This is a genomic window from Aquabacterium sp. T101, assembly GCF_057219775.1.
Window position 1 is genome coordinate 183,964 of the sequence record NZ_JBXVVZ010000004.1, and the last position, 24,701, is coordinate 208,664.

24 protein-coding genes are annotated in these 24,701 nt (G+C 72.1%); 14 read left to right on the top strand and 10 right to left on the bottom strand.

What is annotated here, in order from left to right:
- Positions 1-24: 24 nt before the first annotated feature.
- Positions 25-1,272 (bottom strand): NAD(P)/FAD-dependent oxidoreductase, encoded by a 1,248-nt coding sequence (locus AC2EAQ_RS12525; protein WP_484644292.1) that lies wholly within the window; start codon positions 1,270-1,272, stop codon positions 25-27.
- A gap of 76 nt (positions 1,273-1,348) precedes the next feature.
- On the opposite strand from AC2EAQ_RS12525, the gene AC2EAQ_RS12530 reads away from it, so the two are divergent.
- Both AC2EAQ_RS12530 and AC2EAQ_RS12535 read left to right on the top strand, forming a co-directional pair.
- A complete protein-coding gene (locus AC2EAQ_RS12530; protein WP_484644293.1) occupies positions 1,349-1,723 on the top strand; it encodes a TraR/DksA family transcriptional regulator in 375 nt (124 codons plus the stop codon).
- Position 1,724: 1 nt separating this feature from the next.
- A complete protein-coding gene (locus AC2EAQ_RS12535; protein ID WP_484644295.1) occupies positions 1,725-2,105 on the top strand; it encodes a hypothetical protein in 381 nt (126 codons plus the stop codon).
- A gap of 49 nt (positions 2,106-2,154) precedes the next feature.
- On the opposite strand, the gene AC2EAQ_RS12540 is transcribed toward AC2EAQ_RS12535, so the two are convergent.
- Positions 2,155-4,350 (bottom strand): malate synthase G, encoded by a 2,196-nt coding sequence (locus AC2EAQ_RS12540; protein ID WP_484644297.1) that lies wholly within the window; start codon positions 4,348-4,350, stop codon positions 2,155-2,157.
- Positions 4,351-4,375: 25 nt separating this feature from the next.
- Positions 4,376-5,059, bottom strand: a complete 684-nt coding sequence (locus AC2EAQ_RS12545; RefSeq protein ID WP_484644299.1) for a haloacid dehalogenase type II — start codon at positions 5,057-5,059, stop codon at positions 4,376-4,378.
- Between the two features lie 107 nt (positions 5,060-5,166).
- Between AC2EAQ_RS12545 and AC2EAQ_RS12550 the strand changes: the two genes are divergently transcribed.
- A complete protein-coding gene (locus AC2EAQ_RS12550; RefSeq protein ID WP_484644300.1) occupies positions 5,167-6,102 on the top strand; it encodes a LysR family transcriptional regulator in 936 nt (311 codons plus the stop codon).
- A gap of 19 nt (positions 6,103-6,121) precedes the next feature.
- Here the strand turns inward: AC2EAQ_RS12550 and AC2EAQ_RS12555 are convergent, their stop codons facing one another.
- Positions 6,122-6,472 (bottom strand): hypothetical protein, encoded by a 351-nt coding sequence (locus tag AC2EAQ_RS12555; protein WP_484644302.1) that lies wholly within the window; start codon positions 6,470-6,472, stop codon positions 6,122-6,124.
- 161 nt (positions 6,473-6,633) lie between these two features.
- Positions 6,634-7,980: a serine/threonine-protein kinase gene (locus tag AC2EAQ_RS12560; RefSeq protein ID WP_484644304.1), complete on the bottom strand. Its 1,347-nt coding sequence runs from the start codon at positions 7,978-7,980 to the stop codon at positions 6,634-6,636.
- Between the two features lie 211 nt (positions 7,981-8,191).
- On the opposite strand from AC2EAQ_RS12560, the gene argS reads away from it, so the two are divergent.
- From argS to AC2EAQ_RS12610, 10 genes are all read left to right on the top strand, one after another.
- Positions 8,192-9,907: an arginine--tRNA ligase gene (argS, locus tag AC2EAQ_RS12565; RefSeq protein WP_484644306.1), complete on the top strand. Its 1,716-nt coding sequence runs from the start codon at positions 8,192-8,194 to the stop codon at positions 9,905-9,907.
- Complete coding sequence (locus AC2EAQ_RS12570; RefSeq protein WP_484644309.1) at positions 9,904-10,536, top strand: SPOR domain-containing protein; 633 nt, start codon at positions 9,904-9,906, stop codon at positions 10,534-10,536. The genes argS and AC2EAQ_RS12570 overlap by 4 nt, the downstream gene beginning before the upstream one ends.
- 50 nt (positions 10,537-10,586) lie before the next feature.
- Positions 10,587-11,231, top strand: a complete 645-nt coding sequence (locus tag AC2EAQ_RS12575; RefSeq protein ID WP_484644311.1) for a thiol:disulfide interchange protein DsbA/DsbL — start codon at positions 10,587-10,589, stop codon at positions 11,229-11,231.
- 129 nt (positions 11,232-11,360) lie between these two features.
- A complete protein-coding gene (gene lptA, locus AC2EAQ_RS12580; protein ID WP_484644313.1) occupies positions 11,361-11,936 on the top strand; it encodes a lipopolysaccharide transport periplasmic protein LptA in 576 nt (191 codons plus the stop codon).
- The gene (gene lptB / locus AC2EAQ_RS12585; RefSeq protein ID WP_484644316.1) at positions 11,933-12,730 is read left to right on the top strand and encodes an LPS export ABC transporter ATP-binding protein; all 798 of its coding nucleotides are present in this window, start codon (positions 11,933-11,935) and stop codon (positions 12,728-12,730) included. Before lptA ends, lptB begins: the two co-directional genes overlap by 4 nt.
- Before the next feature lie 22 nt (positions 12,731-12,752).
- Entirely contained in the window at positions 12,753-14,294 is a 1,542-nt protein-coding gene (locus AC2EAQ_RS12590; protein WP_484644319.1) for an RNA polymerase factor sigma-54, read from the top strand.
- Positions 14,291-15,523 (top strand): THUMP domain-containing class I SAM-dependent RNA methyltransferase, encoded by a 1,233-nt coding sequence (locus tag AC2EAQ_RS12595; RefSeq protein ID WP_484644321.1) that lies wholly within the window; start codon positions 14,291-14,293, stop codon positions 15,521-15,523. Before AC2EAQ_RS12590 ends, AC2EAQ_RS12595 begins: the two co-directional genes overlap by 4 nt.
- A 93-nt stretch (positions 15,524-15,616) precedes the next feature.
- On the top strand, positions 15,617-16,030 hold the full coding sequence (locus AC2EAQ_RS12600) for a DUF6249 domain-containing protein (protein ID WP_484644324.1): 414 nt from the start codon (positions 15,617-15,619) through the stop codon (positions 16,028-16,030).
- Positions 16,031-16,037: 7 nt separating this feature from the next.
- Positions 16,038-16,580 carry an RNA polymerase sigma factor gene (locus AC2EAQ_RS12605; protein ID WP_484644326.1) on the top strand — a complete coding sequence of 181 codons (543 nt, stop codon included), beginning with the start codon at positions 16,038-16,040 and terminating at the stop codon, positions 16,578-16,580.
- The gene (locus tag AC2EAQ_RS12610) at positions 16,577-16,942 is read left to right on the top strand and encodes a hypothetical protein (RefSeq protein ID WP_484644329.1); all 366 of its coding nucleotides are present in this window, start codon (positions 16,577-16,579) and stop codon (positions 16,940-16,942) included. Before AC2EAQ_RS12605 ends, AC2EAQ_RS12610 begins: the two co-directional genes overlap by 4 nt.
- A 35-nt stretch (positions 16,943-16,977) precedes the next feature.
- Here the strand turns inward: AC2EAQ_RS12610 and AC2EAQ_RS12615 are convergent, their stop codons facing one another.
- The 5 genes from AC2EAQ_RS12615 to AC2EAQ_RS12635 form a co-directional block, all read right to left on the bottom strand.
- A complete protein-coding gene (locus tag AC2EAQ_RS12615; RefSeq protein ID WP_484644332.1) occupies positions 16,978-17,712 on the bottom strand; it encodes a 16S rRNA (uracil(1498)-N(3))-methyltransferase in 735 nt (244 codons plus the stop codon).
- An 86-nt stretch (positions 17,713-17,798) separates the two neighbouring features.
- Positions 17,799-18,494, bottom strand: a complete 696-nt coding sequence (locus AC2EAQ_RS12620) for a 5'-methylthioadenosine/adenosylhomocysteine nucleosidase (RefSeq protein ID WP_484644334.1) — start codon at positions 18,492-18,494, stop codon at positions 17,799-17,801.
- Between the two features lie 9 nt (positions 18,495-18,503).
- Positions 18,504-20,192: a long-chain-fatty-acid--CoA ligase gene (locus tag AC2EAQ_RS12625; RefSeq protein WP_484644338.1), complete on the bottom strand. Its 1,689-nt coding sequence runs from the start codon at positions 20,190-20,192 to the stop codon at positions 18,504-18,506.
- Positions 20,193-20,335: 143 nt separating this feature from the next.
- Positions 20,336-21,328, bottom strand: a complete 993-nt coding sequence (locus AC2EAQ_RS12630; RefSeq protein WP_484644340.1) for a BMP family lipoprotein — start codon at positions 21,326-21,328, stop codon at positions 20,336-20,338.
- A 23-nt stretch (positions 21,329-21,351) separates the two neighbouring features.
- On the bottom strand, positions 21,352-23,676 hold the full coding sequence (locus AC2EAQ_RS12635; RefSeq protein WP_484644342.1) for a TonB-dependent receptor: 2,325 nt from the start codon (positions 23,674-23,676) through the stop codon (positions 21,352-21,354).
- 125 nt (positions 23,677-23,801) lie between these two features.
- On the opposite strand from AC2EAQ_RS12635, the gene AC2EAQ_RS12640 reads away from it, so the two are divergent.
- A complete protein-coding gene (locus AC2EAQ_RS12640) occupies positions 23,802-24,686 on the top strand; it encodes a phytanoyl-CoA dioxygenase family protein (RefSeq protein WP_484644345.1) in 885 nt (294 codons plus the stop codon).
- Positions 24,687-24,701 lie beyond the last annotated feature (15 nt).

Genomic DNA, 24,701 nt, shown 5'->3' on the forward strand with positions numbered 1-24,701 from the left:
ATGCGTCGGCGCGCGGGGCCGCGGTCAGGGGATCGGGACGAACAGGCGGATGAAGCCGCGCACGCTGAACAGGTTGCCCGGGTTGCCCTGCTCCTCCAGCACCGCGCTCATGCGGCGCAGGATGCGCGGGCTCTTGTTGGCGCGCGAGATCACCAGGTCGGCCAGCCAGGGGAAGTCGTTGACGCGGCTGGCCTTCTCGTAGAGGTCGAAGCGCGGCTTGAGCTGCATCAGCTGCCCCTCGTAGGCGGCGCGCGCCTGGCCGTCGGTGAGAAAGGTGTCGCGCGCCTCGGCGATGGTCTCGGCGGCGAGGATGCCGGTTTCCATCGCCTTGCCGATGCCCTCGCCGGTGAAGGCATAGGTGCTGCCGGCGGCCTCGCCGGTGACCAGCAGGCCCGGGCGCGAGAAGCGCGCGCCGGCCAGCGAGCAGCGCAGCGGCGCGCCCTTGAGCGGGCCCAGTTTCTCGCCGCCGGCCACCAGCTCGCCGGCGGGCGGGTAGACGCTGCAGAAGCGCTCGAACAGCTCGCGCAGGTTCACGTCGGACATCACCTCGCGGCCGTCGTCGCCGGCGTCGTGGCTGTGGGCCAGGCCCACGCCGACGTTGAACACGCCGTCGGGGCACGGAAAGATCCAGCCGTAGCCGCCCGACAACGCCTTGTGCCAGACCACGTCGAGGGTCTTGATGCGGCCGGCCATCGCAAGGTTGCGCACGTAGCCGCGCAGCGCCACGCCGCTGGGCGTGCGCCGGTCGCACACGCCGGCGGCCATCAGCGCCTGCGGCACCGCGCCGGTGGCCAGCACGGTCCAGGTGGCGCGCACGTCGTGCAGCTCGCCGCCGTCGAGCTTCAGGCGCGCGCCGATCACGCGCTCGACGCGGTCGCCGCTGTCCACCAGCGGTGCCTCGTAGCGCGCGGGGGCGAGCCAGTGCGCCCCGGCACGCAGCGCGGCGCGGCGCAGGATGTCGTCGAGCTCCAGCCGCGGCAGCACCGCCAGGCGGCCCGGCACGTCGACGCGGCCTCCCTTGGGCCCGACGCAGCCCAGGTGCGAGGCGCGCCGCGCCGCCTTCATCACCTCGTGGTGCACGCCGAGGCGGCCGAAGGCGGTGTGGGCGTCGGGGATCAGCGCGTCGCCGCAGACCTTGTCGCGCGGGAACTCGTGCTGGTCCACCAGCAGCACCTTGAAGCCGGCGCGCGCGAGCTGCTGCGCGCACGCGCTGCCCGCCGGGCCGGCGCCGACCACGAGGACGTCGCAGGAGGAAGGGGCAGTGTCAGACATGGGCGGCGCATTGTAGGCAGCGCGCCGCTTGCGCTGCATCAACGCGTCGTGACGCGCGCCACGACAAGCTTGGGATATGAACACCACGCTCACCACCGGACAGCGCGCCCAGTTGCGCGAACTGCTCGAACTCCAGCAGCACGAGCTCGACCGACGGATCTCTGCCCATGTCGGCGCGCAGGGCCGCGTCGAACATGCCGCCGAGGTGCTGGCGCAGGACGGCGACGACGCGCCGCAGCGCGACGCCGACCGCGTGGTCGACCTGGCGCAGGCCGACCGCGAGCTGATCGAGCTCGGCGCCGTCAGCCGCGCCCTGGCGCGCGTCGGCGAACCGGCCTACGGCCTGTGCGTGGCCTGCGGCAGCGCGATCCCGTTCGACCGCCTCAAGGTCGAGCCCTGGGCCGTGCGCTGCGTGGCCTGCGAGACGATTCACGAACAGAAGAAGGCCTGAGATGACCAAGTTCCATGCGGTGGTCTGGATCGACCACCAGCACGCCGACATCGTGCAGTTCGACGCCGACGAAAGCCTCGGCACGACCGTCAGGGCGCACACCCATCACACCGCGCAGCACGGCAGCGGCGTGCGCACGGAGCACGAGTACTTCGGCCAGGTGTGCGACGCGCTCGAAGGGGTGACCGAGGTGCTCGTCACCGGCGGCAAGACCACGCTGGCCGACCTTCGCCACTACGCCGAGAAGCACCGGCCGGCCACGGCCCGGCGCATCGTCGGCTGGCAGGTGGTGGACCACCCGAGCCCGCGCCAGCTGCTGGCGCAGGCGCGCGCGTTCTTCCTGAAGCACGACCGCATGGCCGGCGTGCCGACGCCGACCTGACCGCTTCGGCGACGCCCGGGGCGCGCCGCGCCCCGGTACCGTGCCGACGTCAGCGCGCGGCGGCCTTGACCTTCAGCCGCCAGGCGTGCAGCAGCGGCTCGGTGTAGCCGCTGGGCTGCTCCTTGCCCTTGAACACCAGGTCGCAGGCGGCCTGGTAGGCCATCGACTCGGCGAAGCGCCCGGCCATCGGGCGGTAGGCCGGGTCACCGGCGTTCTGCTGGTCCACCACCGCGGCCATGCGCTCGAAGGTGCGGCGCACCTGCGCCTCGTTCACCACGCCGTGGTGCAGCCAGTTGGCGATGTGCTGCGAGCTGATGCGCAGCGTGGCGCGGTCCTCCATCAGGCCCACGTCATGGATGTCGGGCACCTTGGAGCAGCCCACGCCCTGGTCGACCCAGCGCACCACGTAGCCGAGGATGCCCTGCGCGTTGTTGTCCAGCTCCTGCTGGATCTCCTGCGCGCTCCAGGTCGCCTTTGCCACCACCGGCACGGTGAGCAGGCCTTCCAGCAGCGTCTTGCGCTGCGCCTCGCGCTCGGCCGGCTTGCCCAGGCCGCGCTCCATCTGCTTCTGCAAGGCGGCCACGTCGACCTGGTGGTAGTGCAGCGCGTGCAGCGTGGCGGCGGTCGGGCTGGGCACCCAGGCGGTGTTGGCGCCGGCCATCGGGTGCACGATCTTTTGCTGCAGCATCGCGCGCATCAGGTCGGGCATGGCCCACATGCCCTTGCCGATCTGCGCGCGGCCACGCAGGCCGCACTCCAGGCCGACGATCACGTTGCTCTTCTCGTAGGCGGCGATCCACTCGCTGGACTTCATGTCGCCCTTGCGCCGCATCGGGCCGGCGAGCATGGCGGTGTGCATCTCGTCGCCGGTGCGGTCGAGGAAGCCGGTGTTGATGAAGGCCACGCGCGACGCGGCCGCAGCGATGCAGGCCTTGAGGTTGACGCTGGTGCGGCGTTCCTCGTCCATGATGCCGAGCTTGACCGTGTCCTGCGGCAGGCCCACCAGGGCCTCGACGCGCGAGAACAGTTCGCTGGCGAACGCGGTCTCCGCCGGGCCGTGCATCTTGGGCTTGACGATGTAGATCGAGCCGGCGCGGCTGTTGCGGCGCTGCGCCACGTCGCGCTTGGCGATCGCGGTGGTGACCACCGCGTCGAGGATGCCCTCGGGGATCTCACTGCCGTCGGCCAGCAGCACGGCCGGGCTCGTCATCAGGTGGCCGACGTTGCGGATGAACAGCAGCGAGCGGCCGTGCAGCACCACCTCGCCGCCGCCGGGCGCGCTGTAGCGGCGGTCGGCGGCCAGGCGCCGCGTGAAGGTGCGCCCGCCCTTGGACACCTCCTCCACCAGCGTGCCGTCGAGGATGCCGGCCCAGTTGGCATAGGCCTGCACCTTGTCGTCGGCGTCGACCACGGCCACCGAGTCCTCGAGGTCGAGGATGGTGGTGATGGCCGACTCGATCACCAGGTCGGCCACGCCGGCCGCGTCGCCGGCACCGATCGGCGTGCCGCGGTCGATGCGGATCTCCAGGTGCAGGCCGTGGTGCACGAGCAGCACCGCGGTCGGCGCCGCGGCGTCGCCTTGCCAGCCCACGAGCTGTTTCGCGTCCGCCAGCGTGCTGCTGCCGCCGCCGGCCAGGCCCACCACCAGCTTGCCGCCGTCGATGCGGTAGCCGGTGGAGCCCACGTGCGAGCCCTTCTTAAGCGGCGCGGTGCGGTCGAGCACATGGCGCGCGTACTCGATGACGCGAGCGCCGCGCACCGGGTTGTAGGCGCCGGCGCGCGTGGCGCCGCCGTCCTCGGGCAGCGCGTCGGTGCCGTACAGCGCGTCGTACAGCGAGCCCCAGCGCGCGTTGGCGGCGTTGAGCGCGTAGCGCGCGTTGGTGATCGGCACCACCAGCTGCGGGCCGGCCTGGACCGCGATCTCGCTGTCCACGTTCGCCGTCGTGGCCTTCACCTTCTTCGGCACCGGCACCAGATAGCCGATCTTTTCCAGGTGCTTGCGGTAGGCCTTGGGCTTGCGGATCGGGCCAGGATGGGCCGCATGCCATGCGTCGAGTTCGCGCTGCAGGCGGTCGCGCTCGGCCAGCAGCGCGGCGTTCTTCGGCGCCAGGTCGTGCGCGAGCTCGTCGAAGCCCTTCCAGAACTTCTTCGACGACAGGCCGCTGCCGGGCAGCACGGTCTCTTCGATGAATCGGTGCAGCGTGGTGGCCACCTGCAGGCGGCCGGCGGAAGTGCGTGCGGTCATGGGAAGGTCCGGGTGCGTTGCGGTTTCAGGATGGGAAGAAGGCGAGCACGTCGCGCAGCGACGTGCCGGTGCGGGTGGGTTCGGTGTCCAGCGCATCGAGCGGCGCGCCGCTGCGGTTGACCCACAGCGTCGTGTAGCCGTGCCAGGTGGCGCCGATCGCGTCCCAGCAGTTGCTCGACACGAAGAGGATGTCGCGCGCCGGCAGGCCGAGCGCGCGCGGGCCGAGCGCGTAGGCGGCGGGGTCGGTCTTGAAGCGGCGCACTTCCTCGACCGAGAGCACGTGCGACAGCAGCGTGTCGAAGCCGGCGCTCTTGACGGCCACCGCCAGCATCGCCGGGTCGCCGTTGGACAGGATGCCCGCCGGAATGCCGCGATCGCGCAGCGTCTCCAGCACCGCCTTGTTCTCGGGGAAGGCCGACAGGTGCCGGTACTGGTTGAGCAGGCGGGCCTCGGCCGCGGCGTCGAGCGCCAGGCCGTGGCGCTGGGCCGCGTAGCGCAGGCTGGCCGCGGTGAGGTCCCAGAAGCTGCGGTAGCGGCCGGCCAGCGTCAGCAGCCGCGTGTATTCGATCTGCTTGTCGCGCCACAGCAGCGCCAGCGCCTCGCCGCGCCCCGGGAACATCTGCTCGGCCGCGTGGGCGACCGAGTAGACGTCGAACAGGGTGCCGTAGGCGTCGAACAGGACGGCGCGCGGGGCCGGAGCGGCTTGCATGGCGCCACTCTATTGCGAACCTGCAACGACATTAATTGCCTGAAATGGCGTGGATTCGTGACTCCGATGCAAAATTGGGCGCATGACGACGCCGGCACCGCGCTGACATGGACAAGCTCAAGCAGATCGAATCCTTCGTCGGCGTGGCCACCAAGGGCAGCCTGACGGCCGCCGCCAAGGCCGAGGGCGTGGCCCCGGCGGTGATCGGCCGCCGCATCGACGCGCTCGAGGAGCGACTGGGCGTCAAGCTGATGGTGCGCACCACGCGGCGCATCTCGCTCACCCACGAAGGCAGCGCCTTTCTCGACGATTGCCAGCGCGTGCTGGGCGACCTGGCCAATGCGGAAGCGAGCGTCAGCGCGGGCGGCGTGAAAGCCAGTGGCTACTTGCGCATCACCGCGCCAGCCGGCTTCGGGCGCCGCCACGTGGCGCCGATGGTGCCGCGCTTCCTGGCCCAGCACCCGGACGTGCACGTGTCGCTGAACCTGTCGGACCGGGTGGTGGACATCGTCAACGAGAACTTCGACTGCGCCGTGCGGGTGGGCGACCTGCCCGATTCCAGCCTCGTGAGCGTGCGCCTGGCCGACAACCGGCGCCTGTGCGTGGCCTCGCCGGCCTACCTGAAGCGCGCCGGCACGCCGAAGACGCCGGCCGACCTGCACCGCCACGAGTGCCTGACGCTGAGTTCCGACGCCAGCCAGACCCGCGGCTGGGCGTTCAAGGTGGACGGTGCGGTGACGCACCTGCGGCCGTCGGGCCGGCTGGACTGCAGCGACGGCCAGGTGCTGCACGAGTGGTGCCTGCTCGGCATGGGCGTCGCCTGGCGCAGCACCTGGGAGGTGGCGCAGGACCTGGCCAGCGGCCGCCTCGTCAAGGTGCTGGAGGACTTCGCCGCGCCGCCCAACGGCATCTACGCGGTGTTTCCGCAGCGCAAGCACCTGCCGCTGCGCGTGCGCCTGTGGATCGACTTCCTCAAGCACACCTGGGGCGACGCCGCCTACTGGGACCACGCCGGCGAAGGCGCGGCCCAGCAGGCGGGCTGAGCCCGTCAGGAAGGGCGGATCAGCCCTTCTTGCTGTCGGCCATGCACTTCTTGATGTGGCTGGTGCGGGCGGCACCGGCCAGCTTCTTGTCGTCGGCGGACTTCTCGCAGGCCGGGCTGGCCGCGGGCTTGGCGTCGGCCATGCACTTCTTGATGTGGCTGGTGCGGGCGGCGCCGGCGAGCTTCTTGTCGTCGGCGGACTTCTCGCAGGCCGGGCTGCCGGCGGGCTTGGCGTCGGCCTTGGCGGCCGGCGCCGCGGCGGGTGCGGCGGCGGAAGCGGCCGGTTTGGCCGGGGCCGCGGCCGCATGGCTGGCGGCGAACGAGGCGGTGGCGGCGAAGGCCAGGGCCAGGGCGGTGATCAGTTGCTTCATCGGGGCGTTTCCTTTTTCAGGTTTTGGAACCAGGAGCATGCTTCCGGGCACGAAAGCCGCGAAGGATTGGAGCAGCTTGCATCCCCCCCGGCAAGGCGCCCAACGCCCGGCCCGCCCGCCGGGCCTACAGGTTTGCCCTTGTCCGGCGCCTTATCCCCAGTTCAAAGGATCCGGCGCGGGTGGTCCAGCGCTTCGTGCGCGGCGTGCAGCCGCCGCACCAGCACCTTGATGAAGGCGTCGTCGAAGCGATGCCGCGTGCCCGGCGACAGCTGGGCCAGCGTGTCCGGGTTGAACGACACCGTGGTGGTGGGCGCGTTGACGATCACGTCGGCGCGGTGCGTGCGCAGGTCGGGGCTGGGCGCGAGGTAGGCCATCTCGCCCACCGACGTGCCGCGGCCGAGCTCGGCCACGCGCCGCCCCTCGCGGAACACGTCCACGCCGCCGGCGGCCATGATGTGGAAGTCGCGGCCCTGCTGGCCCTGCTTGTACAGCGCATGGCCGAAGGCGAAGCGCTGCCACTTGGCGCGGTGCACCACCTCCCACAGCTCGACGTCGCCGAACTCGGCGAAGAAGTCGAGCGCGCGCAGCAGGTTGAAGCGCTCCGAGTCGAGCACGCCCTGCACACGGCCGAGCGGCACCTCGCGTCGCGCGATCACGCCGGCCAGGCCCTGGGCGAACTCGTCCCAGGTGGCCGGGCGCTCGTCGGGCGCCTTGGCCAGGCTGCGCCGCACCAGCGCGTCCAGGCTTGGCGGCACGCCCTCGCGCAGCTCGGTCAACGGGGCCGGCGTCTCGTGGAACACCTGGTGCATCAGCGCGGCCTGGGTCGGGCCCTCGAAGGGCGGCCGGCCCGAGATCAGGTGGTACAGCACCGCGGCCAGCGAGTACATGTCGGCGCGCGCGTCGAGCGTGCCGCCGTCGAGCTGCTCGGGCGACATGTAGGCCAGCGAGCCGACGCGGTGGATCTGGGTGCGCTCGGCGTCGAGCTGCAGCACGCTGCCGAAGTCGGTGATCTTCACGTCGATCAGGCGGTCGCCGTCCATCAGCGCCAGCAGGTTGGCCGGCTTCACGTCGCGGTGGATCAGGCCCTGCCGCGCCACGTAGCCCAGCGCCATCGCGCACTTGAAGCCGATCTCGACGATCTGCTCCAGCGGCAGCAGCGCGTCCGGGCGGCAGAAGGCCTTGAGCGTGGTGCCCGGCACGTACTCCATCACCAGGTGCGGGCGCTTGGGGTCGGCCACCGCGTCGTAGATCTGCACGATGTTCGGGTGCTGCAGCCGGCCCACGAGTGCCGCCTCGGCGGCGAAGAAGCGCTCGTAGAACTGGCTGTCGCCGCCCGGCGTGGCGGGGCTGTCGGGCGGGCGCACGCACTTGATCGCCACCTCGCGGCCGTGGAACTCGTCGCGCCCGAGCAGCACCTCGCTGGTGGCGCCCTCGCCCAGGCGCCCGAGGATGCGGTACTTGCCGACCTGGCGCGGCAGTCGCTGGGCTTTCTGGGCGTCGGCTCGCATGGCGGATCGAGGGTATTGCTGCGGAGCGAGTGCGGACATGGCGGTACGGACAGGCGGGGCTCGGAGCGTGATGTTCGCCACGAACGGCGTCGGCCGGTCCGCCGAACAGGGCCGCCGCAGCGGGCCAACTTCACGAATCGGCGGGCCCGCCCGGCGGCCGGCGCGGCGGCGCGCGCGGCGGGCGCGCCGGGTCGATCCTTAGAATCCGCCCATGATCCAGGCCCAACAGGAGCTGCTCGCAGCGCTGGCCCAGGCGCTCGAGGACACGGTCCCGGGCCACGGCACCACGCCCGCGTTCGAATCGCCCAAGCAGGCGTCGCACGGCGACCTCGCCATCACCGCGGCGATGCCGCTCGCCCGCGTGGCCAAGGTGCCGCCGCGCGAGCTGGCGCAGCGCCTGGTGGCTGCGCTGCAGGCGCAGCCGGCGGTGCAGCGCTGGGTCGGCGCACTGGAGATCGCGGGCCCGGGCTTCATCAATCTTCGCCTCGCGCCCGCGGCCAAGCAGGCCGTGGTGGCCGAGGTGCTGGGCGCGGGCGAGCGCTTCGGCGTGCAGCCGTCCAACGGCCAGCACGTGCTGGTGGAGTTCGTGTCGGCCAACCCGACCGGCCCGCTGCACCTGGGCCATGCGCGCCAGGCCGCGCTGGGCGACTCGCTGTGCAGCCTGTTCGCCACCCAGGGCTGGCAGGTCACGCGCGAGTTCTATTACAACGACGCCGGCGTGCAGATCGCTACGCTGGCCGCGTCGGTCAAGGCGCGCGTTGACGGCCTCGCGCCCGGCGACGCCGGCTGGCCCGAGGCCGCCTACCAGGGCGACTACATCGCCGACATCGCGGCCGACTTCCTGGCCGGCAAGACGGTCAGGGCCGACGACCGCCAGGTGACCGCCAGCGCCGACCCGGCCGACCTGGACGGCATCCGCGAGTTCGCGGTGGCCTACCTGCGCCACGAGCAGGACCTCGACCTGCGCGCCTTCGGCCTGAAGTTCGACAACTACTTCCTCGAGTCGGGCCTGTACCGCGACGGCAAGGTCGACGCCACCGTGGCGCGCCTGCAGGCCTCGGGCCACACCTACGAGGCCGACGGCGCGCTGTGGCTGCGCAGCACGGAGTACGGCGACGACAAGGACCGCGTGATGCGCAAGTCCGACGGCACGTACACCTACTTCGTGCCGGACGTGGCCTACCACATCGACAAGTGGAGCCGCGGCTACACCAAGTGCATCAACTGCCAGGGCACCGACCACCACGGCACGATCGCACGCGTGCGCGCCGGCCTGCAGGCCGCCGGCATGGGCATCCCGCAGGGCTTCCCGGACTACGTGCTCAACAAGATGGTCACGGTGATGAAGGGCGGCGCCGAGGTCAAGATCAGCAAGCGCGCCGGCGGCTACGTCACGCTGCGCGACCTGATCGACTGGACCAGCCGCGACGCGGTGCGCTTCTTCCTGATCAGCCGCAAGGCCGACACCGAGTACACCTTCGACGTCGACCTGGCGCTGGCCCAGAACGACGAGAACCCGGTGTTCTACGTGCAGTACGCGCATGCCCGCATCTGCTCGGTGCTGGCGGCCTGGCGCGAGCGCGGCGGCGACCCGGCCACGCTGGCGCAGGCCGACCTGTCGCGGCTTTCGGCGCCCACCGAGGCGGCGCTGATGCTGGCGCTGGCCGACTACCCGGCCATGCTCGGGCGCGCCGCGGCCAGCCTGGCGCCGCACGACGTCGCGTTCTATGCACGCTCGCTGGCGTCGGCGTTTCATTCCTATTACGCGGCCGAGCGCTTTCTGGTCGATGATGCGGCCCTGGCGCGCTCGCGCATGGCGCTGCTGGCCGCCACGGCCCAGGTGCTGCGCAACGCGCTCGGCGTGCTGGGCGTGTCCGCGCCCGAACGCATGGAACGCGAAACCCCAACCGAACCTCAAGACGCATGACCTCCCAGCGCGGCAGCTTCGCCCTCGGCCTGATCGTCGGCCTGCTCATCGGTCTGGCGCTGGCGCTGGGCGTGGCCCTGTACGTCACCAAGGTGCCGGTGCCCTTCGTCAACAAGGTGCCGCAGCGCACGGCCGAGCAGGACGCGGCCGAGGCCGAGCGCAACAAGAACTGGGACCCGAACGCCCCGCTGGCGGGCAAGCCGGCTCCGCCGCGCCCCGCGGCCAGCGGCGCCGCGCCGCCGCCCGGCGTGGCCGTGGCCCCGCCGGTGCCCGCGCGGCCGGCCGCCAGCGCGCCGGTGTCCAAGCGCGACCCGGCCGCCATCCTGGCCGGCGAGGCGGTGCCCGCGCCGGCGTCGGCCCCCGCCGCCAAGTCCACCAAACCGGGCGTCGACCCGTTCACCTACTACGTTCAGGTCGGCGCCTTCGCCCGCCCGGACGAGGCCGAGCAGCAACGTGCCCGCGTCAGCCTGATGGGCATGACGGCCAAGGTCAGCGAGCGCGAGCAGTCCGGCCGCACGATGTACCGGGTGCGCGTGGGCCCGTTCGACCGCAAGTCGGACGCCGACGCCGCCCAGGAGAAGCTGGCCGGCAACGGCGTCGAGGCCGCACTGGTGCGGGTGGAACGCTGAGGCCGCAAACCGATCCGACGGGTTCCGACCCCACAAGAAACCGAATCACCATGATCAATCGACGCGAACTCACCTGTGGCACCGGCGCCGCCACCCTGCTGCTGGCCTCGGGCCTGGCCCGGGCCCAGGGCGCGGCCCCTGTCGAGGGGCGCGACTTCGTGCGTCTGAACCCGCCGGTGCCGGTGGCGGCCGGCGCCAAGATCGACGTCATCGAGTTCTTCTCCTACGGCTGCCCGCATTGCTACGCCTTCGAGCCGATGCTCGAGCCGTGGATCAAGCGCCTGCCGGCCGACGTGGCCTTCCGCCGCGTGCCCGCGGCGTTCAATGCGCCGTTCGAGGGCTATGCGCGCCTGTTCTATGCCCTGGAGGCGATGGGCCTGGCCGAGCAGCTGCACAAGCGCGTGTTCGCCGCCATCCACGTGCAGCGCCAGCGCCTGGACAAGGACGCCGACCTGGCCGCCTTCGTGAGCTCGGCCGGCGGCGACGGCGCCAAGTTCGTCGAGACCTACAAGTCCTTCGGCGTGGCCACCAAGGTGCGTCAGGCCAAGCAGCTGTCCGAGGCCTACAAGATCGACGGCGTGCCCACGCTGGGCATCCACGGGCGCTGGTTCACGTCCGGCTCGCTGGCCGGCGGCCACGAGCGCGCGCTCCAGGTGGCCGACCTGCTGATCCAGCGCGCCCGCAAGCCGGCCTGACGCCGACCCGGCCCGCGCGCCGGGCCGCCGGCGGCCTCGCCCGCCGGGTGCACCCGAACGAAATCCGTGTCATTCGACGCGGCTGTTCCAGGAACGGCCGCTAGAATGGCCTGCAAGTTCCGTGCCCTCATGAAACGCCGATTCCCCGCCCTGACCCTGGCCGCCGCGCTCGCCGCCGGCCTCGCCCTGCCGGTCTGGGCCGAGAAGGCCGACCGCGGCAAGCCGCTGACGATCGAGGCCGACCAGCCCGGCACGCTGGACCTGATCAAGCAGGTGGTGGTGTTCAACGGCAACGTGGTCGTGGCCCAGGGCACGATGGCGATCCGCGCCGAGAAGGTCGAGGTGCGCGAGCGGCCGGACGGCCACCGCAGCGCCACCGCGCTCGGTTCGCCCGGCCGGCCGGCCAGCTTCCGCCAGAAGCGCGAAGGCGTCGACGAGACGATCGAAGGCGTGGCCGACCGCATCGAGTACGACAGCCGCGGCGACGTGGTGCGCTTCGCCGGCAACGCCCAGGTGCGGCGGCTGCGCGGCAGCACGCCGGCCGACGAGATCACCGGCAGCCTGATCACCTACGACAACGGCAACGAGACCTTCAGCGTGCAGGGCGGCGCGCCGGCCGCCGCCGGGGCCTCGGCACCGTCCGGCGGGCGCGTCCGCGTGGTGCTCACGCCCCGCCCCGACGCCGCGGCGTCCGCGCCGAAATGAGGTCCCCCAGCGTCGCGCCGGACGGGTTCGCCCCCTCCGGTGGCAGCACCGCCGCCAGCCGGCTCGAGGCCCGCGGCCTGCAGAAGCGCTACGGCACGCGCACGGTGGTCAAGGACGTGCATCTCGCGGTGGCCGCCGGCGAGGTGGTGGGCCTGCTCGGCCCCAACGGCGCCGGCAAGACCACCACGTTCTACATGGTGGTGGGCCTGCTGCGGGCCGACGCCGGCGAGATCACCATCGACGGCGCGCCGGTGCAGGGCATGCCGATCCACCAGCGCTCGCGCCTGGGCCTGTCCTACCTGCCGCAGGAAGCGTCGATCTTCCGCAAGCTCACGGTGGAGGAGAACATCCGCGCCGTGCTCGAGCTGCAGCACGGGCCCGACGGCCGCGCGCTGCCCGCGGCGCAGATCGACCGCCTGCTCGACGGCCTGCTGGCCGACCTGTCGATCGAGAAGCTGCGCACCAGCCCGGCCCCGGCGCTGTCGGGCGGCGAGCGGCGCCGCGTGGAGATCGCCCGCGCGCTGGCCACGCAGCCGCGCTTCATCCTGCTGGACGAGCCCTTCGCCGGCGTGGACCCGATCGCCGTGATCGAGATCCAGCGCATCATCGGCTTCCTCCGGGCGCGCGGCATCGGCGTGCTGATCACCGACCACAACGTGCGCGAGACCCTGGGCATCTGCGACCGGGCCTACATCATCAGCGAGGGCAACGTGCTGGCCGAAGGCACGCCCGAGGCCATCGTCGAGAACCCCGACGTGCGCAAGGTGTACCTCGGCGAGCACTTCCGGATGTGACCGTGGGCGCGAGAGTCTGTCCATGAAGCCGTCGTTGCAGGTCCGGCTGTCGCAGCACCTGGCGCTGACGCCGCAGCTGCAGCAGTCGATCCGGCTGCTGCAGCTGTCGACGCTGGAGCTGCATCAGGAAGTCGAGCAGATGCTCGAGCAGAACCCCTTCCTGGAGGCCGACGAGGACACCGCGGCGGTGCCGCTGAACGAGCCGCTGCCCGAGCGCACGCTGCCGCGCGACGAGCCGGTGGGCGGCGACGACGGCGCGGCCGACGAGGCCGCGTACTCCGACGCGGGCGGCGACGCCGCGTCCGGGGTCGACAACGCCGACTTCGGCACCACCGAGCGCGAGGACTGGGCCAACGGCACCGAGGGCGACGACTTCGACGGCATCCGCGAGACGCCGTCGCTGGCCGGCAGCGGCGCCGCGGGCAGCGGCGACGACGACTTCGAGCCGCAGGAGCGTTCCACCCAGGGGCCGACGCTGGCCGAGCACCTCGAGCGCCAGCTCGCCGGCATGCGCCTGTCGCCCGAGGACCGTGCCGCGGTGCAGGTGCTGATCGACTCGCTCAACGAGGACGGCTACCTCGCCGACACGCCCGAGGAGATCGCGCAGCAGCTCGTGCCCGACGAGGCCGACGCCGACGAGCGCGAGGCCCTGGTCGAGCGGCTGAACTGCGCGCTGCGCTGGCTGCAGAGCCTGGAGCCGCCGGGCGTGGGCGCGCGCAACCTGTCGGAATGCCTCGTGCTGCAGCTGCGCGCGCAGCCGCGCAGCGAGGTGCAGGCCGTGGCAGTGATCATCTGCAAGCAGCACCTGGACCTGCTGGCCCGGCGCGACTTCAAGAAGCTGGCCGCGGCCACCGGCGCCGACGACGACTTGCTGCGCGCCGCGCATGGCCTGATCGTGACCTGCGAACCCAAGCCCGGGCGGCCCTTCGGCCGCTCCGAGGGCGCGGTGGTGGTGCCCGACGTGATCGTGCAGAAGACCGGCCGCGGCTGGAAGGTGGTGCTCAACCCGGACGTGATGCCGCGGCTGCGCATCAACGACCTGTACGCCCAGGCGATCAAGGGCGCGCGCGGCAACGGCAGCTCGCCGCTGGCGGCGCGGCTGCAGGAGGCGCGCTGGTTCGTCAAGAACGTGCAGCAGCGCTTCGACACCATCGTGCGCGTGTCGCAGGCCATCGTCGAGCGCCAGAAGGGCTTCTTCACCCATGGCGAGATCGCGATGCGGCCGCTGGTGCTGCGCGAGATCGCCGACGAGCTGGGCCTGCACGAGAGCACCATCTCGCGCGTGACCACCGCCAAGTACATGGCCACGCCGCTGGGCACCTTCGAACTGAAGTACTTCTTCGGCTCGGCCCTGGCCACCGAGGCGGGCGGCAATGCGTCGTCCACCGCCGTGCGGGCGCTGATCAAGCAGCTGGTGGCGGTGGAGCCGGCCGACAAGCCGCTGTCGGACCACCAGCTGTCGGCCATGCTGGCCGAGCAGGGCATCCAGGTGGCGCGCCGCACGGTGGCCAAGTACCGCGAAGCGCTGAAGATCGCGCCCGCCAACCTGCGGCGGGCGGTATGACGGCTCCCGCCCGGCCGCCGCTGGTGGCGCTGTTCCTGCCCTGCGCGCAGGGCGTCGAGTCGCTGCTGATCGACGAGTGCAAGCGCCTGCTCGGCCCCGGCGCGCGCCTGGGCGAGCAGCGCGGCGGCGTCACCGTGATGGGCGACCACGTCACGGCCATGACGCTCAACCTGGAGAGCCGGCTCGCGCAGCGCGTGCTGTGGCCGCTGGCGCACGGGCCCTACCGTCACGAGCTGGAGCTGTACGAGCTGGCGCGCACCGTCGACTGGACCGCCTGGATCACGCCGCGCCAGACGCTGCGCGTGGACACCACGGCGCAGCGCTCGCCGCTCAAGAGCCTGAACTTCGCCACGCTGCGCATCAAGGACGCGGTGTGCGACGTGCTGCGCGAGGCCACCGGCGAGCGCCCGAGCGTGGACACGCGTCACCCCGACCTGCCGCTCGCCCTGCACCTCACCGCCACCCACGCCACGCTGTACGTGGACACCTCGGGCGAGGCGCTGTTCAAGCGCGGCTGGCGCGACGCCGGCGCGCAGAAGGGCGAGGCGCCGCTGAAGGAGACGCTGGCCGCCGCGATGCTGGCCGCCGCCGGCTGGCAGGGCCGCGCCGAGGACGGGCCGCTGCTCGACCCGTGCTGCGGCGCCGGCACCATCGCCATCGAGGCGGCGCAGATCGCCTGCGGCATGGCGCCGGGCCTGTCGCGCCGCTTCGCGTTCGAGCGCCTGGCGCCCTGGCGCACCCACCTGCCGGCCTGGCGCGCGATGGCGCAGGCCGCGCGCGAGCGCGTGCATGCCAGCGCGGTGCCGATCTTCGCCGGCGACGTGAGCTTCCGCATGACCGACTTCGCGCAGCGCAACGCGGCACGGGCCGGCGTGGCCGGCGCGATCGAGTTCAAGACCGCCGACGCGCTGCAGCGCCTGCCGCCCGCGCCGCAGGGCACTATGGTGCTGAACCCGCCCTACGGCGAGCGCATCGAGGCCAAGGGCCGCGGCCAGGCCGCCGCGCGCGAGGGCTTCGACGGCGACGGCACGCCGGCGGACTTCTTCGCCGCGCTGGCCACGCACTGGAAGCGCCACTACCCGGGCTGGACCGCCTGGGTGCTGGCCCCCGAGATGAAGCTGCCGTCGCTGATGCGGCTGAAGGAAAGCCGCCGCGTGCCGATGTGGAACGGGCCGATCGAGTGCCGGCTGTTCCGCTTCGACATGGTCGCCGGCTCGGCCCGCGGCTGACGCCGGGCGCCCCGAAACTTTTTTCGCGGCGACTGCATCCGCCGGCCGCCCTGCCGGCATCCAAGTGGACATTCCCCCTGCCTGGAGACCGACGTGGACCTTTCCATCCTGCCCAAGATCGCCGGCCTGACCATCCCGCTGGCCGGCATCGCGCTGCCGCTGCTGATCCTGTGGGTGGTGCTGCACTACCGCGAGCGCCAGCGCTCCAAGCTCTACGACACGGTGAAGTACTTCGCCGACCGCGGCATGCCCGTGCCGCGCGAGCTGCTCGACCCGCCGCAGGACCAGCGCCCGACCCTGGGCACGCCGCGCTTTCGCGCCTTCACGACGATCGGCACCGGCCTGGGCGTGGCGCTGATGTTCGCCATCATGGACATGCGCTTCCTGATCGGCATCGGCGGCCTGCTGGTCTTCATCGGCCTGGCGCAGCTGATCGCGTTGCACCTGGACGCCCAGGACGCCGAGAAGGCGCGCGCGCGCCAGGACGGCCCGGCCAGCGGCGACTGATGCCGCGATGACCGATGCGGCACCATCGGCACCCCTGCGGCCCGACGCGTTCGAGGCCCTGGTGCGCGAGCACCAGGCCCGCGTGCGCCGTCAGCTGCGCCGCCTGACGCGCGGCGACGCGGCACTGGCCGACGACCTGGCGCAGGAGACCTTCGTGCTGGCCTGGCGTCATGTCGGCACCTTCCGCGGCGATGCCCGGGTGTCCACCTGGCTGCACCGCATCGCGCTCAATGCATGGCTGGCGCACGGCCGCCGCGCCGCGCCCGACGCGGTCGAGCCGCCCGACGACGACGCGGACGCCGCCGTCGCCGTGCCCGACCCGAGCGGCCGCACCGTGCAGCGCCTGGACGTCGAGCGCGCGCTGGCCGCGCTGCCCGAGCCCGAGCGCCTGGCGCTGATCCACTGCTTCCAGCTCGACCTGACGCATGCCGAGGCGGCCCAGGTGCTGGGCTGGCCACTCGGCACGCTCAAGTCGCATGTGGCGCGCGGCAAGGCGCGCCTGCGCGAGCACCTGGCGGCCTGGCAGGGCCATCGAGGAGACGAACCATGACCTGGCTGACCGACGACGCGGCGCTCGAGGCGCTGCTGAGCGTGCGCGACGACGAGCGTCTCGACGACGACGCCTTCACCCGGGCCGTGATGCAGCGCGTGCGGCACGACGCGGCGGGCGCCCTGCCGCCGCTGGACGGGCCGGTGGCGCTGGCGCTGCTGCAGCGCCGCCAGGCCGGCGAGCGACGCGCGGGCCGCTGGCGCTGGCTCGGTGCGGCGACCGGCGTGGCCGTCGCAGGCGGCCTGTGGTGGGTGGTGGGCCCGCCGACGAGCGCTTCGCCGGCGCAGTCGTTCGCGCTGCTGGCCGGGCTGGCGGCGATGGCCTGGGGGGTCGTGGTCCAGGCCCTTCGCGAGGTGCCCTGAAGCGTCGTCAGGCGACCTGCGGCGCCGGCGCTGCGTCAGGCCGGCGTGTCCAGCCCCAGCGCGGCCAGCGCGGCCAGCGGCGCCGTGTCGGCCCGCAGCACGCGCGGTCCCAGCGTGGCGACGCGAAAGCCGCGCGACCGCGCCAGCGCCTCCTCGGCGTCGGTGAGGCCGCCTTCCGGCCCGCTCAGCAGGCGCACCGCGGCAGCGCCGCGCGCCGCGCCCGCCCAGGGCGCAGCGTCACGCCAACCCAGCAGCAGGCGCTGCTCGTCCGGCGGCGCGTCGGCGGGCAGCGACGCCAGCCAGGCTTCGAGCGCCTGAGGCGCCTGCACCGCGGGCACGCGGTTGCGGCCGCACTGCTCGCAGGCCGCCACCGCGATGGCCTGCCAGTGCGCCCGGCGCCGCTCGGCGCGCTCGCCGGACAGCCGTAGCACCGACCGTGCGGTGACGAGCGGCACGATGGCCCCCGCCCCGAGCTCGGTGGCCTTCTCGACCACGAAGTCCATGCGCTCGCCGGCGGGCATGCCCAGCGCCAGCGTCACCGAAAGCGGCAGTTCGCGTTCCGTCGCGTGGTGCTCGCGCACGCGCACCGTCACGTCGCGCCGGCCCATCGCCGCCACCTCGGCCGACCACTCGCCGCCATGGCCGTCGAACAGCGTCAGCGCGTCGCCCGGCTGCAGCCGCAGCACCTGCGCGTGGCGCGCCGCCTCGGCCGGCAGCTCGCGCTCGCCCGCGGCGAGCACGCTGTCCGCAGCATAGAGACGGGGAGGCATCGAGTCGGGTCCTCAGGCCAGCGCCGGGCCGCCCCAAGCGGCCTGAGCTCCCCTCGGGGGACGCGAGCGCAGCGAGCCAGGGGCTGTCATGTCAGGGCTTCGCGCACGATGCGGCGCGTCAGGCCGCTGGCGACGTCGGCCACGAAGCGCGGGAAGTCCACGTGCGCGGCATCGTCGGCGCGGTCGGAGATGGTGCGCATGACGGCGAACGGGCGCCCGAAGTCGTGGCACACCTGGGCCACGGCGGCGCCTTCCATTTCCACCGCCAGCGCGTCGGGCAGCAGCGCGCGCATGGCGGCGCTCTCGGCCGTGGTGGACACGAAGCGGTCGCCGCTGACGACGAGGCCGCGGTGCACGGCGTGGCCGGCCTGGCGCGCCCCCGCAGCGAGGCGGTCGGTCCAGGCGGTGTCGGCCGCAAAGCGCGAGCGGCCGGTCAGCGGCACCTCCCAGCGCGGAAAGATCGGCGAGGCGTCCATGTCGTGCTGCAGCAGCGTGTCGCCCACCACGACGTCGCCCACGGCCACGCCCTCGCCCAGGCCACCGGCCACGCCGGTGAACAGCACCGCGTCGACCTCGAACCGGTCGAGCAGCAGCGCGGTGGTGGTGGCGGCGGCCACCTTGCCGATGCCGGCCAGCACCAGCAGCGCCGGCCGGCCGTGCAGCGTGCCGAGGTGGAAGTCGCGGCTGGCCACGCGCTCGATGCGCGGGCCGTGCAGGTCGTCGTGCAGCGCGTGCAGCTCCTCGCGCATCGCGCTGACGACCGCGATGCGGGGGGTCGCCATGGGCGCAGCTTACTGGCTGGCCGGGCGTGGCGCGTCGCGCAGCTCGCGGCGCAGGATCTTGCCCACCGGCGACTTGGGCAGGTCGGTGCGGAACTCGACGATGCGCGGCCGCTTGTAGCCGGTGAGATGCGCCTCGCAGTAGGCCTTCACGTCCGCCGCGGTGATCTTGTCGTCCTTGCGCACGACCACCACCTTGACCGCCTCGCCGGCCTTGTCGTCGGGCACGCCGACCGCGGCGCACTCGAGCACGCCGGGCATCTGCGTGAGCACGTCCTCGACCTCGTTCGGGTACACGTTGAAGCCGCTCACGAGGATCATGTCCTTCTTGCGGTCGACGATCTTGAAGTAGCCGCGCTCGTCGACCGTGCCGATGTCGCCGGTGCGGAAGAAGCCGTCGGCGGTCATCACCTTGGCGGTCTCGTCCGGGCGCTGCCAGTAGCCGGCCATCACCTGCGGGCCCTTGATCGCGATCTCGCCCGGCGTGCCGGGGGGCACCTCGCGCCCGTCGTCGTCGAGCAGCCGGATGTCGGTGCCGGGCATCGGCAGGCCGATGTTGCCGCTGTAGGCCGTGCTGTCGACCGGGTTGCAGGTGGCCGACGGCGAGGTCTCGGACAGGCCGTAGCCCTCGACGATGGGGCAGCCGGTCCTGTCGAGCCAGAGTCTGGCGGTGGCGCTCTGCACCGCCATGCCGCCGCCGACGCTGATCTTCAGCGACGACCAGTCCACCTTGTCGAAGTCCGGGTGGTTGGCCATCGCGTTGAACAGCGTGTTCACCGCGGGAAAGCTGTGGAAGCGGTGCGCCGACAGCTCCTTGAGCGTGCCCGGGATGTCGCGCGGGTTGGCGATCAGGATGTTGCAGCCGCCCATGCGCATGCCCAGCATCATGTTCGTGTTGAAGCCGAAGATGTGATACAGCGGCAGCGCGCACACGGTGTGGATCTGCTCGCCGGGCGGGATCTTCTTCAGCGCCGGCTGGTACCAGGCCTCGGCCTGCAGCAGGTTGGCGATCAGGTTGCGGTGCAGCAGCACCGCGCCCTTGCTGACGCCGGTGGTGCCGCCGGTGTACTGCAGCACCGCCACGTCGTCGGGGCCGATCGACGGCGCGACGAGCGCGAGGCGACGGCCCTGGGCCAGCGCGTCCTTGAAGCGCACGGCGCCGGGCAGCTGGAACGCGGGCACCATCCTGCGCACGTTGCGCACCACGTGGTTGACGATCGTGCCCTTGACCAGGCCGAGCATGTCGCCCATGGACGCCAGCACCACCTTGCGCGTGGGCACCGCGTCGATCACCTGCTGCAGCGTGGCGGCGAAGTTCTCGAGAATGACGATCGCCCGCGCGCCCGAGTCCTTGAGCTGGTGCTCGAGCTCGCGCGGCGTGTACAGCGGGTTGACGTTGACCACCACGTAGCCCGCGCGCAGGATCGCCGCCACCGCCACCGGGTACTGCGGCACGTTGGGCATCATGATGGCGACGCGGTCGCCGCGGGCCAGGCCCTGGGCCTGCAGCCATGCCGCGAAGGCGCGCGACAGGTCGTCCACCTGGGCAAAGCCGATCGCCTTGCCCATGAACTTGTAAGCCGGCAGGTCGCGGTAGCGGGCGAAGCTCTCTTCGAGCAGGGCCACCAGCGAGGGGTACAGGTCGGTCTTCACCTCCGCCGGCACGCCGGCCGGGTAGTGCTTGAGCCAGATCTTGTCCATCTCGCACGCTCCAGGGGTGGCGGCCGATTCTGCGGGCGCCACCGAGCGGCAAGCATCAGGGGATTCGATAGCGCCCCGCCCCTCCCGGGGCAGGGCAAGCCCCTAGGGCGGATCACCCTCATGGGTGCCTGTGCGTGCGGCCCTCAGCGGCAGGCCGTTGCGACCGTGTAGTCCACCACCCGCAGGCGGCCCTGCACGATGTCGGCGCGGGCGGCATCGATGCGCGCGCGCATCGCCGGCGTCACGAGACGCGCGTTGTGCTCGTCCATCGCGAGGTCCACGCCGCCCTCGCGCAATCCCAGCGACGTCACGCCGGGCCGGATGCCCTCGAACGACTGCTGCACCGCCAGGTCCACGCGCTTGACCATCGACGTCAGCATCGTGCCCGGGTGCAGGCCGTTCTGGTTGCTGTCCACGCCGATGGCCAGGATGCCGGCGTCGCGCGCGGCCTGCAGGATGCCCAGACCGCTGGTGCCCGCGGCAGCGAAGACGACGTCCACGCCCTGTGCCACCTGCGCCTTGGTGAGCTCGGCGCCGCGTGCAGGGTCGGTCCAGGCGGCGGGCGTGTTGCCGATCAGGCTCGTGAAGACCACCGCCTTGGGATTGGCATGCCGAGCGCCCTGCTCGAACCCGCAGGCGAACTTGCGCACCAGGGGGATGTCCATCGCTCCGACGAAGCCCACCTTGCCTGTGCGGCTGGCCATGGCCGCCAGCATGCCGGCCAGGAAGCTGCCTTCGTGCTCGCGGTACACGAAGCTCTGCACGTTGGGCAGATCGACCACCGCGTCGATGATCGCGAAGGGCACCTGCGGGTGCGCCCGCGCCACCTTGGCGATCGTGGCCGCCTGCGGGAAGCCCACCGCCACCACAGGCTGCGCGCCGCGCTCGACGAGACGCATCGCCGCCTGTTCGCGCTGCGCGGCATTGACGATCTCGAACTCCAGGTAGGCGCGGCCGGCGTTGGCCTTCCAGCGCTCGGCGCCCTGCCAGGCCGCCTGGTTGAACGAGCGGTCGAACTTGCCGCCCAGCCCATAGATCACCGCCGGTGTCGGCGCGGACGGCTGGGCACGCGCCGGCGCGCCCGGCACCAGCAGGGCAGCGGCCAGCCACCCTGCGGCCCAGCGGGCGCGCCTCATCGCCGGGGCTGACGCAGCCGGTCTCAGAACACGGCCTTGAACTGCACGCCCCAGGTGCGCGGCTCGTTGATGAAGCCGGTGAGGTTGTTGAAGTCGATGCCGCCCACGATGCGGATCTGGTTCGTGATGTTGCGGCCGTAGGCGGCGACCTCGTACTTGCCGTTGCCGAACAGGTAGCCCACGCGCACGCCCCCTTCCGTGAGCGGCCGACCCGTGAACTCGACCGAGTCGTACAGGAAGAAGTTGATCTTGCTGCGATAGACCCAGTCGGTCAGCACGTACCACTCGCCACCGGCGGTGGACGGCAGCGTGTACTTCAGGGTCAGGTTGGCCGTGACCTTGGGCGCCTGCGGAAGCGGATTGCCGTTGACCAGGCGGCCGCCGTTGGGGCCCACCGGGTCGGTCATCGTGCAGCCGCCACCGCAGCCGGCCACTTCCAGCGCCGGATCCTTGATCTGCGTGTCGTTGTAGCCCAGGCCGAACGCCGCCATCAGGTTGGGGCTGACGTACGCCTGCATGTCGAGCTCGAAGCCCTGGCCGGTGGCCTTCTTCGCGTTGAGCAGGATGTTGGCGTTGGCCGCACCGCCCACGGCGGTGAGCTGCAGGTCCTTCACGCGGTAGCTGAACACGCCGAAGTTGACCCGCGCACGCCGGTCGAACAGGTCGGCCTTGATGCCGGCCTCGACCGAGGTGTTGTTCTCCGCGTCGGCCACCGACTTGCCGTTGAACGCGCTGGCGCTCTGGACGCTGCTGCCGCGGAAGCCCGTGGCCGCACGCGCGTACAGGTTGATGTCCTTGTCGAGCGCGTAGCTGGCCGACAGGTCCCAGTTGACCTTGCGATCGCGCGGCGCGGCCGACAGGCTGCCCCCGGGACCCTCGGCGGCCAGCAGGTCGGCGAGCGTGCAGCGCACCGGCGGCGGCAGCGCGCCGATGGTCGGCCCGATGCAGGGGGCGAAGCCGCTGGCCTCGTAGGCTTCCACCGACAGCTTCTTCTTGTCCTCCGTGAAGCGAAGGCCGCCGCGCAGCTTCAGCTGCGGGCTGACGGCGAGGCTGGCCGCGCCGAACACGGCCCAGGCGTCGTTCTTCTGGCGGATGCGCTGATAGCCGTCCTGCGCGTTGGCGGCCAGCGAGTCGTAGCTGAAGCTTTCGACCTTGTAGTCCTCCTTGAAGAGGAACACGCCGGCCTGCCAGTCGATCGGGCCGCGGGTGTCGGACTCCAGCCGCAGTTCCTGGGTCCACTGCGAATGCTTGGGCAGGCCATCGGCGGTTTCCGACGCGAACGGGATCGTGCCCGGCCCGAACGAGCCCGGCGGCAGGAAGCTCGCGCCGAAGCCGCCGTCGATGTCGCCGCGGCTGTAGGTGCGTACCTGCTCGTAGCCGGTGATCGAGTGCAGCTTGAGGGTCGGCGACAGCGTCCAGCGCAGCTTGACGCTGCCGCCGTAGTTCTGCAGCTCGCTCTCGTTGCGGCCGTCGATGGAGATCTTCTTCTCGTCGAAGCCGTCGACGAAGTCGTTGCTGCCGACCCGGATGATGTTGGCGCGGAAAAGGCGTGCCGACCCGTCGTAGTCGCGCGCGTGCAGGTTCACCAGGGCACTGAAGTCCTTGGTCGGCTGCGTCAGCCACTGCAGGCGCAGGGCGCTGTCGCGGTAGCCCTCGAGCTCCTTCGTCGGCCCGGCCGCAAAGGTGTTGTCCACCCAGTCCTTGCGCGTCTGGTTCAGCAGCGACAGGCGCACAGCCGACGTGGACGACAGCGGCATGTTGACCGCGCCTTCGGCATTGACGGTGGACAGCGTGCCCAGGGAGATGCTGCCGTAGCCTTCCATGCGGCCGAAGGTCGGGCGCACCGACTCGAACTTCACCACGCCGGCCGGCGTGTTGCGTCCGAACAGCGACCCCTGCGGGCCGCGCAGCACCTCGACCTGGGCCAGATCGAAGGCCGGGAAGCCCTTGAGGATCGGGTTCTCCTGGACCACGTCGTCGTACACCAGCGACACCGGCTGCGACGCATTGAGCCGGAAGTCGGTGTTGCCGTAGCCCCGGATGTAGAAGCGCGGGAAGGCGCGGCCGAACGACGACTCGATGTTCAGGCTGGGCACGCGACCGGCCATCATGCGGACGTCCTGGCCGCTGGTGTTGAGCACTTCGAGCAGCTCGGAGGACATGACGCTCACCGAGTTGGGAATGCGCTGGACGTTCTCTTCACGGCGTTCGGCCGTCACGGTGATGGTCTGCACCTTGCCGGCTTCGGCGTCGGTGGCCTGGGCGGCGGCGCCGCCGTGGAGTGCGGCAAGTGCGGCGGCTGCCAGCAAATGGTGCGGCGGCAGGCGGCGGGCGACAAGTCGGTGCATGGGGACTCCTCGGTTTGGGGCGGCGGGACAAACGGGGCGAAGGCCGGCATCATCCGCGCGCGAAGCCGACCCGTCGAGAGGCGCCAGACCGGCGCAGCGGATCGTGTGTCGAGGACGCAACCGTCATGCCAGCCTTTCTCACCCCGGACCAGATCGACGACTGGACACGCGACGGCGTCCTGGTGCTGCCGCGCTTTGCTGCGCCCGACGCCGTCGCCGCCCTGCGCGACCGGGCCCGGGCCCTGGTGGACGCCTTCGAGCCCCCTGCCGGCGACGCCGCGGTGTTCTCATCGCGGGACCGGGAGCGACTGTCGCAGCAGGCGCTGGCCGACTCTGCCGGCTCGGTGCGCTGCTTCCTCGAGGAGGAGGCCGTCGACGACGGGGGACGGCTGCGGGTGCCCAAGGAGCGCGCCGTGAACAAGATCGGCCACGCGCTGCACGACCGCGACCCGGTGTTCGACCGCTTCTCGCGCGACCCGCGGCTGGCCGCCCTGGTGGCCGACCTGGGCATCGCCGATCCGCGTCTGGTTCAGTCGATGCTGATCTTCAAGCAGCCGCGCATCGGCGGCGAGGTGATGTGGCACCAGGACGCCAGTTTCCTGATCACCGAGCCGTCATCGGTGCTGGGCCTGTGGTTCGCCCTCGAAGATGCCCGCTGCGACAACGGCTGCCTCTGGGTGGCGCCGGGAGCGCATCGCGGGCCGCAGGGCGTGCTGCGCGAACGCTTCCAGCGCCGAAGCGACGGCACGGGATTCGAGATGGTGCGGCTGGACGACACGCCGTGGCCGCAAGGGCCGCAGACGCGGGCGCTCGAGGTGGACGCCGGCGCGCTGGTGGTGTTCCACGGCCATCTGCCGCATGCCAGCGCACCCAACCGCTCGGCGCAGTCTCGCCTGGCCTACACGCTGCACGTGGTGGACGGCCGGGCGCGATGGGCTCCCGGCAACTGGCTCCAGCGCGATGCGACCGATCCGCCGCGCGGGTTCCATGGCGCCGCCGGGCCGGACTGACGGCTGCCTTGGGCC